Source organism: Streptomyces sp. NPDC038135 (assembly GCF_055601245.1).
The window spans coordinates 17,449-31,014 of record NZ_JBVJXS010000001.1 but is presented as its reverse complement, the minus strand read 5'-3'; the positions used below and the strand labels follow the sequence as shown (position 1 = coordinate 31,014).

Here is a 13,566-nt window from a genome sequence, read left to right as displayed (position 1 = left end):
CGTGTGTTCACAAAGCAGCCGGCCCGTCGTCGCAACTCCCACCGAAGGTGATCCGTGGACATCAAGACCGCCTCCGCCCTCCGCCGTCTCCGCCTGGTCTCCGCGCCGGAGGCCGTGTCCTTCCTGGTCCTGCTCCTGTGCTCGGTGCTGAAGCGGACCACGGACTTCAACGCGGTGCCCGTGATGGGCGCCGTCCACGGCGTGCTGTTCGTCCTGTACGTCCTCTTCTGGGCGGACGCCTGGAACCGCGCCAGGTGGAGCTTCGGCACGGCGGCCCTCTACTTCGTCCTCTCCGTCCTGCCCACCGGCGGCTTCTTCGCGGAGCGCAGGCTGCGCCGCGAGGCCGAGAGCGCCGTCATCGCCGCCCGCGCCCGCAAGGAAGGGGTCGTGAACGCATGATCATCGCCTTCTCCGTGACGCCCCTGGGCGTCGGCGAGGACGTGGGGGAGTACGTCGCCGACGCCGTCCGCGTGGTCCGCGAGTCGGGGCTGCCCAACCGCACCGACGCCATGTTCACGTCCGTCGAGGGCGAGTGGGACGAGGTCATGGACGTCGTCCGGCGGGCCGTCGCGGCGGTGGAGGCCCGGGCGCCGCGCGTCTCGCTCGTCCTCAAGGCGGACATCCGGCCCGGCGTGACCGACGGCCTCACCTCCAAGGTCGAGACCGTGGAACGGCACCTCGCCGACTGACCCGTCCCGCGCCGGCGGTCCCGGGTGACCGAAAGCCGAGACGGGGCTGACCGGCATATGACCGGCCGGTAGGGTCTGCTGACGTGCCGAAGCCTCTCAGCCTCCCCTTCGACCCCATCGCGCGCGCCGACGAGCTCTGGAAGCAGCGCTGGGGAAACGTGCCCGCGATGGCCGCGATCACCTCGATCATGCGGGCGCAGCAGATCCTGCTGGCCGAGGTCGACGCGGTGGTCAAGCCGTACGGGCTGACCTTCGCGCGCTACGAGGCGCTGGTGCTGCTCACCTTCTCCAAGGCCGGCGAGCTGCCGATGTCCAAGATCGGCGAGCGGCTCATGGTGCACCCCACGTCGGTGACGAACACCGTGGACCGGCTGGTCAGGTCCGGTCTGGTGGCCAAGCGGCCCAACCCCAACGACGGCCGCGGCACGCTCGCGGTCATCACCGGCAAGGGCCGCGAGGTGGTCGACGCGGCCACCCGCGACCTGATGGCCATGGACTTCGGCCTCGGCGCCTACGACGCCGAGGAGTGCGCGGAGATCTTCGCCATGCTGCGCCCGCTGCGGATCGCGGCACACGACTTCGACGAGGGGTGACCCGGGACAAGATCTCCCGGAACGGACGGTTACGCTCGACGGCATGAAGAAGAGCGTGCTGACCCGCTACCGCGTCCTGGCCTACGTCACCGGTGTGCTGCTGGTGCTGCTGTGCCTGAGCATGATCGCGAAGTACGGGCTGGACATGGACGGTGCCGCCGACGTCACCCGGGTCGTCGCCATCGCGCACGGCTGGCTGTACGTCGTCTACCTGGTCTTCGCCTTCGACCTGGGCTCCAAGGCGAAGTGGCCGGTCGGCAAGCAGCTCTGGGTGCTGCTCGCGGGCACGATCCCGACGGCCGCCTTCTTCGTCGAGCGCCGGATCAGCCGCGAGCTCGACGGCAGGGTCGCCGACCCGGGGCCGGCCGTCGCCAAGGCCTGACCGCAAGCCGCGCCACACCGCCGTACGGCACCCGTACGGCGGTGTTCTCGTGGTCGTGACCCGGTTGCCATCGACATTTACTAGGACGTCCAAGTAAATTCGCTGGTATGGACGCTCACGCCATCGAGGAAGGCCGCCGGCGCTGGCAGGCCCGTTACGACGCCGCGCGCAAGCGCGACGCAGACTTCACCACGCTCTCCGGCGATCCCGTGGAGCCGGTGTACGGACCCCGCCCCGGGGACGCGTACGAGGGATTCGAGCGGATCGGGTGGCCCGGGGAGTACCCCTTCACGCGCGGGCTCCACCCCACCGGCTACCGGGGCCGCACCTGGACGATCCGCCAGTTCGCCGGCTTCGGCAACGCCGAGCAGACCAACGAGCGGTACAAGATGATCCTCGCCGCGGGCGGCGGAGGACTGTCCGTCGCCTTCGACATGCCGACGCTCATGGGGCGCGACTCCGACGACCCGCGCTCGCTCGGCGAGGTCGGCCACTGCGGTGTCGCCATCGACTCGGCCGCCGACATGGAGGTCCTGTTCAAGGACATCCCGCTCGGCGACGTGACCACCTCCATGACGATCAGCGGGCCCGCGGTGCCCGTCTTCTGCATGTACCTGGTGGCCGCCGAGCGGCAGGGCGTGGCCCCGTCGGTCCTCAACGGCACGCTGCAGACCGACATCTTCAAGGAGTACATCGCCCAGAAGGAGTGGCTCTTCCAGCCGGAGCCCCATCTGCGGCTGATCGGCGACCTGATGGAGTACTGCGCGGCCGGCATCCCCGCGTACAAGCCGCTGTCGGTCTCCGGCTACCACATCCGCGAGGCGGGGGCGACGGCCGCGCAGGAGCTGGCGTACACGCTCGCCGACGGCTTCGGCTACGTCGAGCTGGGCCTGAGCCGCGGGCTCGACGTGGACGTCTTCGCGCCCGGCCTGTCCTTCTTCTTCGACGCGCACGTCGACTTCTTCGAGGAGATCGCCAAGTTCCGCGCCGCCCGGCGGATCTGGGCCCGGTGGATGCGCGACGTCTACGGCGCGAAGAGCGAGAAGGCGCAGTGGCTGCGCTTCCACACGCAGACCGCGGGCGTCTCGCTGACCGCCCAGCAGCCGTACAACAACGTGGTGCGCACGGCCGTGGAGGCGCTGGCCGCCGTGCTCGGCGGAACCAACTCGCTGCACACCAACGCGCTCGACGAGACGCTGGCGCTGCCCAGCGAGCAGGCCGCCGAGATCGCGCTGCGCACCCAGCAGGTGCTGATGGAGGAGACCGGCGTCGCCAACGTGGCCGACCCGCTGGGCGGTTCCTGGTACATCGAGCAGCTCACGGACCGCATCGAGGCGGACGCGGAGAAGATCTTCGAGCAGATCAAGGAGCGCGGGCTCAGGGCGCACCCGGACGGGCAGCACCCCATCGGGCCGATCACCTCCGGCATCCTGCGCGGGATCGAGGACGGCTGGTTCACCGGCGAGATCGCGGAGTCCGCCTTCCGCTACCAGCGGGCCCTGGAGAAGGGCGAGAAGCGGGTCGTGGGCGTCAACGTCGCCACCGGCTCGGTCACCGGGGACCTGGAGATCCTGCGGGTCAGCCACGAGGTGGAGCGGGAGCAGGTCCGCGTCCTGGGCGAGCGGAAGACGGCGCGGGACGAGGACGCGGTGCGCGCCGCCCTCGCGGACATGCTGGGCGCCGCCCGGTCCGGGGCCAACATGATCGAGCCGATGCTCGACGCGGTGCGGGCCGAGGCGACCCTGGGCGAGATCTGCGGGGTGCTGCGGGACGAGTGGGGGGTCTACACGGAACCGGCGGGCTTCTAGCTCCGCCGCGGGCGGCGGACGGCTCCAGGGGGCGGCTGCGCCCCCTGGGGCTACCCGGCCCGGGCCGTCCCGCCGTCCGGCTGGGCGGTCAGGCCGAGGAGCAGCACCCGGGTGAAGCCGTGCACCCAGGCCTCGTCCGCCGGCTTGCCGCTCACCAGGGTGCGGTGGACCACCGCGCCCGCCACCATGTCGAAGATCAGGTCCACCGTGCGGGAGGACTCCGCCGGGTCCGGTTCCGGCGGGAGTTCGCCGCGCCGCTGGGCCCGGGCGCGGCCCTCCAGGACCAGGCGCATCTGCCGGTCCACGATCGAGGCGCGGATCCGCTCGCGCAGCGCGTCGTCGCGGGTCGCCTCCGCGACCACCGCCATCAAGCCACTTCTGGCCTCCGGCCGGGCCAGGATCGCCGCGAACTGGAGCACCACGCCCTCGATGTCGGCGGCCAGGCTGCCCCGGTCGGGCAGTTCGAGCTCGTCGAACAGCTCCGCGACCGCGTCCACCACCAGTTCGTGCTTGCCCGCCCAGCGGCGGTAGAGCGTCGTCTTCGCGACCCCGGCCCGCGTGGCCACGTCGCTCAGGGTCAGCCCCGACCAGCCCAGTTCCACCAGCGCGTCCCGGGTGGCGGCCAGGATCGCGGCGTCCGCGGCGGCGCTGCGCGGGCGTCCGGTACGGCTGGCGGGGTGGCGGCTCTGCATGCGTCGACCATAACCGGCGGAATCTGTGCGGTCGTGAGGGAGATCACCGGAGAGTGGTGCCGCGGCGCCCCCGCTTGGCATTACGCTACGGGTCGTAGCGAAAGCTCGTGCGGGACGTACACGGGCGACGACCACGGGCGTGGGGTGGGGACCCGGCGCCGATCACACCGCTTTTTTCTTCACGCGCCGAGACGGGGGAGGATAGACGCATGCAGCCACGGAACATGTCCATGAGCGGCGTCGTCGACCTCGCCGCCGTGAAGGCGGCCCAGGAGGCCAAGGCCAAGGCCGAGCAGACGCGCGCCGAAGCCGCCCGGCAGGGCGGCGCGGGGGCCGTATCCCCGGCCGACCTCGTCATCGACGTCGATGAAGCGGGATTCGAGCGGGATGTCCTGCAACGGTCCGCCGAAGTACCGGTCGTCATCGACTTCTGGGCCGAGTGGTGTCAGCCCTGCAAGCAGCTGAGCCCGGTCCTGGAGCGGCTGGCCGTCGAGTACAACGGGCGCATCGTGCTCGCCAAGATCGACGTCGACGCCAACCAGATGCTGATGCAGCAGTTCGGGGTCCAGGGGATCCCGGCCGTCTTCGCCGTCGTCGCGGGGCAGGCGCTGCCCCTCTTCCAGGGGGCCGCCGGCGAGCAGCAGATCCGCGAGACCCTTGACCAGCTCGTGCAGGTCGCCGAGCAGCGCTTCGGGCTGACCGGTCTGACCGTCGACCCGGACGCCGAGCCGGGCGGCGCCGCACCGCAGGAGGCGCCGGCGGGTCCGTACGACGCCCTGCTCGAGGCCGCCGTACGGGCGCTGGACGCGGGTGACCTGGGCGGGGCCGTCCAGGCGTACAAGAACGTGCTGAGCGACGACCCGGGCAACATGGAGGCCAAACTCGGCCTCGCCCAGGCGGAGTTGCTGCAGCGGGTGCAGGGGATGGACCCGCAGCGGGTGCGCGAGGAGGCCGCCGGCAAGCCGGGCGACGTGGACGCGCAGATCGCGGCCGCCGACCTGGACCTGGTGGGCGGTCACGTCGACGACGCCTTCGGGCGGCTGATCGACACCGTGCGGCGCACGGCGGGCGACGACCGGGACGCGGTGCGGCGCCGGCTGCTGGAGCTGTTCGAGGTCGTGGGGCCGGAGGACCCGAGGGTGGTCACCGCCCGACGGGCCCTGGCCCGGGCTCTGTTCTGACCAGTCGCTAAACACCACGGCATGTGATGCCGGAGTGAAAAATTCGCCTACGAGGCGTCAGGGCGGCCGCACTTTGCCAAAACTTGGCAATTGCGGCCGCTGTTACTCGGAGTAAATCGAGGCCGTTGGTCTGTCTGGATTCGTCCAAGGATCAACGGCTTTGCTCTGCCCCTGACTGACACCCAGCGTCGCCCTTCGAGACCGCTGGGTCGTTGTTCGGTTATCCGGCCGTTACTAGCGAGTAACGAACCCCCTTGTGTCCCGGCCGAGAATGCACCACGATCGGCGACGCTCGGTCCATTCCCGTACCCCCGGCAGCCGGTCGGGTCGAGGGAGACTCTGGGTCCCCACCGAGCAGAGCCGGCGGCAGTGGCGCCGGCTCTAGGGCAGGGGGGTCTTCGCCGCACGGCGAAGCCTGTCCAGGTTGTGCGTGATGCGTGTCAGGCGCGACCAGTGGTTGTCGCTCGGGGGTGATCGCCGGTGGTTCGGGCGCGGTTCGCGCCTGATGAGTACGGGCGCTCTCCTTTCCGAGGACGTAGCACTTCTCCCATCCCTGCCTGGCTGAGCCGCCGATTGGGGCGAGTCGGGCCAGGAGATGTACGTCCGAGAAGGAGGAAATATGGAGTCCCAGGTGCGTGGCGGGACCAGATGGAAGCGGTTCGCTGTGGTCATGGTGCCCAGCGTCGCCGCCACGGCAGCGATAGGTGTCGCCCTGGCGCAGGGTGCTCTCGCTGCTTCGTTCAGCGTTTCGGGGCAGTCGTTCAAGGTGACTGCCGACAAGCTGGTCGGCAACGGCTTCGCGCAGTACGGCGCGATCGACTCGGGGTACACCCTCGACGGTGAGAAGACGGCGCACCCGGTCGCGGTCTCGGCGTTCAAGAGCGCCACGATCAACAGCCTGTGCCAGTCCGTCGTCACCCCGAAGGTCCCGGTCTTCGGGTCCGTCAGCCTGATCCTGAAGGCCGGCGAGGGCGCCAAGCCGGTGGAGGCCGACAACCTCTACATCGACGTCGCCGACCTCAACGCCGACGCGGTCTTCAAGAACATCGACATCGGTGTTGCGGCCAAGGACGCCACCAAGGGTCCGGGCATGAAGGGCAACGGCGAGCAGGCCAACCCGTTCGGCTTCGCCCAGCAGGCCGACACGGCCACGCTGACCGACGTGAAGCAGACGGCGTGGGCGACCACCGCCGGAACCTTCAAGCTCAGCGGCCTGAAGATGTCGCTGTCGACGGGTACGCACGAGTGCTACTAGGCACTCGCTGACGGGCGGGGGGCCGAAGGCGCCCCGCCCGTCCACACTCCGGCCGCGTGTTCATACGCGGCACCCATCACCACCACAGCAACGCCGCACCAGGGAGCTGTTTTCCATGAGCGCCGAGACTCCTGCCGCCGAATCCGGCGAGTTCACCCGCCGGAGGCTGCAGTTCCGCGCCTGGCGGGGCACCCGGCCGTTCTGGGCCGGCCTCTTCGTCCTGCTCAGCGGCTTTCCGATCATGTACTTCCCGTACGCACATCTCCAGGTCGGTCACCTGACCCTGGCGATGGCGACCACGGCGGGAGCCGGATCCCTGATCATCGGCGTACTGCTCGTCGTCCTCGGCCTCAGCCTCTGGTTCCAGAAGCACGTACGGACCTTCGCCGGCGTCGCCGCGATCCTGCTCGGGCTGGTGTCCCTGCCCGTGTCCAACTTCGGCGGCTTCATCATCGGCTTCCTGCTCGCCCTGGTCGGCGGTGCGATGGCCGTGTCGTGGGCGCCGGGCGGACCGGCCGCGGAGCCCGCCGAGGGAACCGACGCGGGGCAGGAAGCCCCTTCCGGTTCCTGGCTGGACAAGGACGCGAACGCCGCGAGCGAGTCGAACGACCTGTCAGGAACGAGCCCGGCCAACGGGGCGAACGGGAGGCACAGTGCCGGCTGACGAGGCGATCCACGGGACCGATGTGGAGGGGTCCCGTGCGAGAACCGGTCCCCGCCACGCGGCGCCCAGGAAGCCGCTGTTCACCAGGTTCCACATGCCCGCGGGCAAGGCGATCGTCTCCGTGGCGATGCCCACCGCCGTCATCGTGGGCATGGGCTTCACGTCGACGCTCGCCCTCGCCGACAACGGCGGGACGACGTCCAACAGCCAGAAGGCCGCGGAGTACAAGGACTGCGTGGACGCGCTGAAGGACGACGGGAAGGCCTCGGAGTCGCCCTCGCCGTCCGCGAGCGAGTCCACGGACACGGCGACGCCCACCCCCACGGCGTCCGCCGGGACCACGGACAAGCAGGACCCGGGCAAGACCGCCTCGCCGGATTCAGGTTCCGACGAGAAGTCCACGCCCGAGCCCACTGCGACGTCCGGCTCCTCCGGCTCGGGTTCGGGCTCCGGCTCCGGGTCCGGCGGGGACACCGCGACGCCGTCCCCGTCGGCGAGCAAGAGCAGCGGTGGTGTGCTGGGCGGTCTCGGCGACGCGCTCGGTGACATCCTCACCGGCGGCAAGACGGACTCCGGCACGTCCGCGAGCCCGGAGCCGTCCGCGTCCCCCTCGTCCGGTTCCACCGCCGGGGACAGCGCGACCGGCACGGTCAAGGACACGGTCGGGAAGACCACCAAGGCCGTCACGGACACCGTCAAGGACACCACCGACACCGTCAAGGACACCACCGACAAGGTGTCCAAGGCGGCCGAGGACACCACGAAGACGGTCGAGGACGCGGCCGGGTCGGCCACGCCCAGCCCGTCCGCGAGCTCCACCACGTCCCCCGACGACTGCCCGGCGGCCACCGACGCCGAGGGCGGCGTCGACAACAAGGTGCCGGTGGCGGACGACCCCTGGTACCTGGACGCCAGCTCGCTGACGCTGAAGGGCGCCGACTACAAGGGCGTCGTCGAGGTCAGGACGGCCAACGGCACCACCAAGAAGGTGCTGAAGTACGTCATCTCGGGCGGCACGGACATCGGCGACCTGCACCAGACGGTGAAGGACAAGCAGGCCGGCAAGACGTACCACGTGCAGGCGGCCAAGGGATCGAACTCCACGATCACCGGCGGCGACACGGTGATGTACACCGAGAGCATCTCCGGCAACCTGCTGGGGCTGATCCCGGTCACGTTCAGCCCGGACAGCCCGCCGCCGCTGAACATCCCGCTGATCTACTTCACCAAGGTCCACGTGGTCCAGGCGGCCCAGTTCGGCGGCAACCTGCACGTGCCCGGCATGCACCTGTACACCACCGACTGAGCCCGCGCACAAGCCCGTTCGGGAGCCGCGCACAGAGCTGAGGGCGCCCCCTGCCACAGGGGGCGCCCTCAGTGCGTGCCGAGACCCTCGGCCGGTCAGTCGCTCTGGCTGCCCAGGTGGTGCACCCGCACCATGTTGGTGGTGCCGGGGACGCCGGGGGGCGAGCCGGCGGTGATGATCACGGTGTCGCCGGGGCTGAAGCGGGCCAGCTTGGCCAGCTCCTGGTCCACCATGTCGACCATCTCGTCGGTGCTGTTGACGAACGGCACGACGTGGGACTCCACGCCCCAGCTCAGCGTGAGCTGGTTGCGGGTGCCCTCGTCGGTGGTGAAGGCCAGGATCGGCTGGGTCGCGCGGTAGCGGGACAGACGGCGGGCGGTGTCACCGGACTTGGTGAAGGCGATCAGGCCCTTGCCGCCGAGGAAGTCGGCGATCTCGGCGGCGGCACGGGCCACCGAACCGCCCTGCGTGCGCGGCTTCTTGCCGGGGACGAGGGGCTGCAGGCCCTTGGAGAGCAGCTCCTCCTCGGCCGCGCTGACGATCTTCGACATCGTCTTGACGGTCTCGACCGGATAGGCGCCCACCGAGGACTCCGCCGACAGCATGACCGCGTCCGCGCCGTCCAGGATCGCGTTGGCCACGTCGGAGGCCTCGGCGCGGGTCGGGCGGGAGTTGGTGATCATCGACTCCATCATCTGGGTCGCCACGATCACCGGCTTGGCGTTGCGCCGGCACAGCTCGATCAGGCGCTTCTGCACCATCGGGACCTTCTCGAGCGGGTACTCGACGGCCAGGTCGCCGCGGGCCACCATCACGCCGTCGAACGCCATCACGACGTCCGTCATGTTGTCGACCGCCTGCGGCTTCTCCACCTTGGCGATCACCGGGACCCGGCGGCCCTCCTCGTCCATCACCCGGTGCACGTCGTTGACGTCCTTGGCGTCCCGGACGAAGGAGAGCGCGACCATGTCGCAGCCCATGCGGAGGGCGAAGCGCAGGTCCTCGACGTCCTTGTCGGACAGCGCGGGCACGTTCACGGCCGTGCCGGGCAGGTTGATGCCCTTGTGGTCGGAGACCACGCCGCCCTCGATGACGATCGTCCGCACCCGGGGACCCTCGACGTCCAGGACCTTCAGCTCGACGTTGCCGTCGTTGATCAGGATCTGGTCGCCGCGCGAGACGTCGCCCGGCAGGCCCTTGTAGGTCGTCCCGCAGATCTGCTTGTCGCCCGGGACGTCCTCGGTGGTGATGACGAACTCGTCACCCCGCTCGAGTTCGACCGGACCCTCGGCGAAGGTCTCCAGGCGGATCTTCGGGCCCTGCAGGTCGGCGAGGACGCCGATGGCACGGCCGGTCTCCTTGGACGCGGCCCGGACGCGGTCGTACCGCGCCTGGTGCTCGGCCTGGGAGCCGTGGCTGAAGTTGAAGCGGGCCACGTTCATACCCGCCTCGATCATGGCGACGAGCTTCTCGTGGGAGTCGACCGCGGGGCCGAGAGTGCAGACGATTTTCGAACGGCGCATGGGGCGATCCTATCGGTTTGTTTCGCTGCGGAATATTCCGTCTGGCGGAAGATACAAATGGGCGGTCATGCGCTCAGGCGTGTTACTCCGGTGTATTGCTCAGCTCTTCTTTCCGACCAGCTCGTAGGTCTGTGTCGCGATCTCCAGTTCCTCGTCGGTCGGCACCACCGCGACCGCCACCCGGGCGGACGCGGGCGAGATCAGCCGCGGCTCGGCACCGCGCACCGCGTTCAGCTCGCCGTCGACCGCCAGCCCCAGCGGCTCCAGGCCGGCGATCGCCGCCTCGCGCACCGGCGCCGCGTTCTCGCCGACCCCGGCCGTGAACGCGACCGCGTCCACTCGGCCGAGCACCGCGAAATAGGCGCCGATGTACTTCTTGAGCCGGTGAATGTAAATGTCGAAGGCGAGGGCGGCCTCTTCGTCGCCCTCGTCGATCCGGCGGCGGATCTCGCGCATGTCATTGTCCCCGCACAGGCCGAACAGACCGCTCCTCTTGTTGAGAAGACTGTCGATCTCGTCCATGGACATTCCGCCGACACGAGCCAAATGGAAGATGACGGCCGGGTCCAGGTCACCGGATCGCGTACCCATCACCAGCCCCTCCAAAGGCGTCAGCCCCATCGAGGTGTCCACGCACCGGCCCTTCTCGACCGCGGACGCCGAGGCGCCGTTGCCGAGGTGCAGCACGATGACGTTCACCTCCGAGGGGTCCTTGCCCAGCAGCCGAGCGGTCCGGCGGGAGACGTAGGCGTGCGAGGTGCCGTGGAACCCGTACCGGCGGATGCGGTGCCGGTCCGCGATCCTCGGGTTGATCGCGTAGCGCGCCGCGGACTCCGGCATCGTGGTGTGGAAGGCCGTGTCGAAGACGGCCACCTGGGGCAGGTCCGGGCGCAGCGCCGTCGCGGTGCGGATGCCGGTGAGGTTGGCCGGGTTGTGCAGCGGCGCGACCGGGATCAGCCGCTCGATCTCGGTGAGCACCGCCTCGTCGATCACGGTCGGCTCGGTGAAGAACATGCCGCCGTGCACCACCCGGTGCCCGATCGCGGCCAGCTCCGGGGAGTCCAGGCCCGCGCCGTCCCGGGCGAGCTCCTCGGCGACGGCCTTGAGCGCCGCGTCGTGGTCGGCGATCGGCCCGTTGTGCTCCCGCGTCTCGCCGCTCGCCACACAGGTGTGCTCCAGCCGTGAGGTCTGCTCGCCGATCCGCTCGACCAGCCCCACCGCCAGCCGGCTGCTGTCGCGCATGTCCAGCAACTGGTACTTCACCGACGAGGAGCCGGAGTTGAGGACGAGGACTCGGGTCGGGGTGGTCACAGCTCGGCCGCCTTCTCGCTGGGGGTCTGGGCCTGGATCGCCGTGATGGCGACGGTGTTGACGATGTCCTGGACGAGCGCGCCCCGGGACAGGTCGTTGACCGGCTTGCGCAGGCCCTGCAGCACCGGGCCGACGGCGACGGCGCCGGCCGAGCGCTGCACGGCCTTGTAGGTGTTGTTGCCGGTGTTGAGGTCGGGGAAGATCAGCACGGTGGCCTGCCCGGCGACCTCCGAGCCGGGCAGCTTGGTGGCGGCTACGGACGGCTCCACGGCGGCGTCGTACTGGATCGGACCCTCGATCTTCAGGTCCGGCCGCCGCGAGCGCGCCAGCTCGGTGGCCTGGCGCACCTTGTCCACGTCGGCGCCCGAGCCGGACGTGCCCGTGGAGTACGAGAGCATCGCGATCCGCGGCTCCACCCCGAACCGCGCGGCGGTCACCGCCGACTGGACGGCGATGTCCGCGAGTTGCTCGGCGTCCGGGTCCGGGTTGACCGCGCAGTCGCCGTAGACCAGCACCTTGTCGGCCAGGCACATGAAGAAGACGGAGGAGACGATCGAGGACTCCGGCGTGGTCTTGATGATCTCGAACGCGGGCCGGATGGTGGCGGCGGTGGAGTGCACCGAGCCGGACACCATGCCGTCGGCCAGGCCCTCCTGCACCATCAGGGTGCCGAAGTAGTTCACGTCCGACACGACGTCGTAGGCCAGCTCCACGGTCACACCGCGGTGGGCGCGCAACTGGGCGTACCGCTCGGCGAAGACGTCGCGCAGTTCGGAGGTGGCGGGGTCGATCACCTGGCTGTCGCCCAGGTCGATGCCCAGGTCGGCCGCCTTCTTGCGGATCTGGTCGGCGGGGCCGAGCAGGGTCAGGTCGCACACGCCCCGGCGCAGCAGCACCTCGGCGGCGTGCAGCACCCGCTCCTCGGTCCCCTCCGGCAGCACGACCCGGCGCCGGTCCGAGCGGGCCTGCTCCAGCAGCTTGTGCTCGAACATCATCGGGGTCACCCGGTCGCCGCTCGGGGCCGAGACGCGGCGCGCGAGGTCCGCGGAGTCGGCGTACCGCTCGAACAGGCCGAGCGCGGTCTCCGCCTTGCGCGGGGTGGCCGCGGTCATCTTCCCCTCCATGGAGAAGAGCCGTTCGGCGGTGGGGAAGCTGTTGCCCGCCACGGAGATCACCGGGGTGCCCGGGGCGAGGCGGGCGGCCAGGGTGAGGATCTCCTCGCTCGGCACCTCGTTCAGGGTGAGCAGCACACCGGCGATCGGCGGGGTCCCGGCGCTGTGCGCGGCCAGCGAACCGACGACCAGGTCGGCCCGGTCGCCCGGGGTCACCACCAGGCAGCCCGGGGTCAGCGCGGTCAGGAAGTTGGGCAGCATCGCGCCGCCGAACACGAAGTCCAATGCGTCCCGGGCCAGCCCGGAGTCGTCGCCCAGCAGCACCCGCGCGCCGAGGGCCTGGGCGATCTGCGCGACCGTGGGCGCGGACAGCGCGGGCTCGTCGGGCAGCACGTACACGGGCACCGGCAGCCGGTCCGTCAGCCGCCGGGCGATCTCGGCGCGGTCCTCGCGGTCCACCCGGTTGGCGACCATGGCGAGCACGTCGCAGCCCAGCCCGTCGTACGCCCTGAACGCGTTGCGGATCTCCGCGCGCACCGAGTCGGCGGGCTGTGCGCGGCCGCCCACCACCGGGAGCACGGACGCGCCGAACTCGTTCGCCAGCCGGGCGTTCAGGGAGAGTTCGTCGGGGAGCTGGGTGCCGGCGAAGTCGGTGCCGAGGACGAGGACCACGTCGTAGTCCCGGGCCACCAGATGGAAGCGGTCGACCAGGGTGGAGACCAGTTCGTCGGTGCCCTGCTCGGCCTGGAGCGCGGACGCCTCGACGTAGTCCATGCCGTAGACGGTGGCCGGGTCCTGCGAGAGCCGGTACCGCGTCCGCAGCAGCTCGAACATCCGGTCGGGCCCGTCATGGACGAGGGGCCGGAACACGCCGACCCGGTCCACCTGCCGGGTCAGCAGCTCCATGACCCCCAGTTCGACCACCTGGCGGCCGTCGCCGCGGTCGATGCCGGTCACGTACACGCTGCGCGTCACGTGTGCACTCCGTTCCTTCGTCTCGCCGTCTCGCCGGTCTCTTCCGTGGCACGGAGTCCGTGGCACAAAAATCGC

At 70.4% G+C, this 13,566-nt stretch carries 13 protein-coding genes; 9 read left to right on the top strand and 4 right to left on the bottom strand.

Annotated elements, in window-relative coordinates:
- Positions 1-54 precede the first annotated feature (54 nt).
- From ACZ7JA_RS00135 to ACZ7JA_RS00115, 5 genes are all read left to right on the top strand, one after another.
- Complete coding sequence (locus tag ACZ7JA_RS00135; protein WP_351672328.1) at positions 55-399, top strand: DUF3817 domain-containing protein; 345 nt, start codon at positions 55-57, stop codon at positions 397-399.
- Entirely contained in the window at positions 396-689 is a 294-nt protein-coding gene (locus ACZ7JA_RS00130; RefSeq protein WP_470806629.1) for an MTH1187 family thiamine-binding protein, read from the top strand. The genes ACZ7JA_RS00135 and ACZ7JA_RS00130 overlap by 4 nt, the downstream gene beginning before the upstream one ends.
- Positions 690-772: 83 nt before the next feature.
- Positions 773-1,282: a MarR family winged helix-turn-helix transcriptional regulator gene (locus ACZ7JA_RS00125; RefSeq protein ID WP_351672326.1), complete on the top strand. Its 510-nt coding sequence runs from the start codon at positions 773-775 to the stop codon at positions 1,280-1,282.
- 43 nt (positions 1,283-1,325) lie between these two features.
- Entirely contained in the window at positions 1,326-1,664 is a 339-nt protein-coding gene (locus ACZ7JA_RS00120; RefSeq protein WP_351672324.1) for a DUF3817 domain-containing protein, read from the top strand.
- Positions 1,665-1,771: 107 nt separating this feature from the next.
- Positions 1,772-3,472, top strand: a complete 1,701-nt coding sequence (locus tag ACZ7JA_RS00115) for an acyl-CoA mutase large subunit family protein (protein WP_351672322.1) — start codon at positions 1,772-1,774, stop codon at positions 3,470-3,472.
- 50 nt (positions 3,473-3,522) lie between these two features.
- Here ACZ7JA_RS00115 and ACZ7JA_RS00110 read toward each other — a convergent pair whose 3' ends face one another.
- Positions 3,523-4,164, bottom strand: coding sequence for a TetR/AcrR family transcriptional regulator (locus tag ACZ7JA_RS00110; protein WP_351672320.1), 642 nt, complete (start codon positions 4,162-4,164; stop codon positions 3,523-3,525).
- A gap of 209 nt (positions 4,165-4,373) precedes the next feature.
- Between ACZ7JA_RS00110 and ACZ7JA_RS00105 the strand changes: the two genes are divergently transcribed.
- The 4 genes from ACZ7JA_RS00105 to ACZ7JA_RS00090 all read left to right on the top strand — a co-directional run bounded on the left by ACZ7JA_RS00105 (position 4,374) and on the right by ACZ7JA_RS00090 (position 8,570).
- A complete protein-coding gene (locus tag ACZ7JA_RS00105; RefSeq protein ID WP_351672318.1) occupies positions 4,374-5,345 on the top strand; it encodes a tetratricopeptide repeat protein in 972 nt (323 codons plus the stop codon).
- Positions 5,346-5,964: 619 nt separating this feature from the next.
- Positions 5,965-6,600, top strand: a complete 636-nt coding sequence (locus ACZ7JA_RS00100; protein WP_351672316.1) for a DUF6230 family protein — start codon at positions 5,965-5,967, stop codon at positions 6,598-6,600.
- 115 nt (positions 6,601-6,715) lie between these two features.
- On the top strand, positions 6,716-7,264 hold the full coding sequence (locus ACZ7JA_RS00095; RefSeq protein WP_351672314.1) for a DUF6114 domain-containing protein: 549 nt from the start codon (positions 6,716-6,718) through the stop codon (positions 7,262-7,264).
- A complete protein-coding gene (locus ACZ7JA_RS00090; RefSeq protein WP_470806627.1) occupies positions 7,254-8,570 on the top strand; it encodes a hypothetical protein in 1,317 nt (438 codons plus the stop codon). Before ACZ7JA_RS00095 ends, ACZ7JA_RS00090 begins: the two co-directional genes overlap by 11 nt.
- Positions 8,571-8,665: 95 nt before the next feature.
- Here ACZ7JA_RS00090 and pyk read toward each other — a convergent pair whose 3' ends face one another.
- The 3 genes from pyk to pta form a co-directional block, all read right to left on the bottom strand.
- Positions 8,666-10,093: a pyruvate kinase gene (pyk, locus tag ACZ7JA_RS00085; RefSeq protein WP_351672310.1), complete on the bottom strand. Its 1,428-nt coding sequence runs from the start codon at positions 10,091-10,093 to the stop codon at positions 8,666-8,668.
- 99 nt (positions 10,094-10,192) lie between these two features.
- Positions 10,193-11,404 (bottom strand): acetate kinase, encoded by a 1,212-nt coding sequence (locus tag ACZ7JA_RS00080; RefSeq protein WP_470806626.1) that lies wholly within the window; start codon positions 11,402-11,404, stop codon positions 10,193-10,195.
- Positions 11,401-13,491, bottom strand: coding sequence for a phosphate acetyltransferase (gene pta / locus ACZ7JA_RS00075; RefSeq protein ID WP_470806624.1), 2,091 nt, complete (start codon positions 13,489-13,491; stop codon positions 11,401-11,403). The genes ACZ7JA_RS00080 and pta overlap by 4 nt, the downstream gene beginning before the upstream one ends.
- Positions 13,492-13,566: the final 75 nt, after the last annotated feature.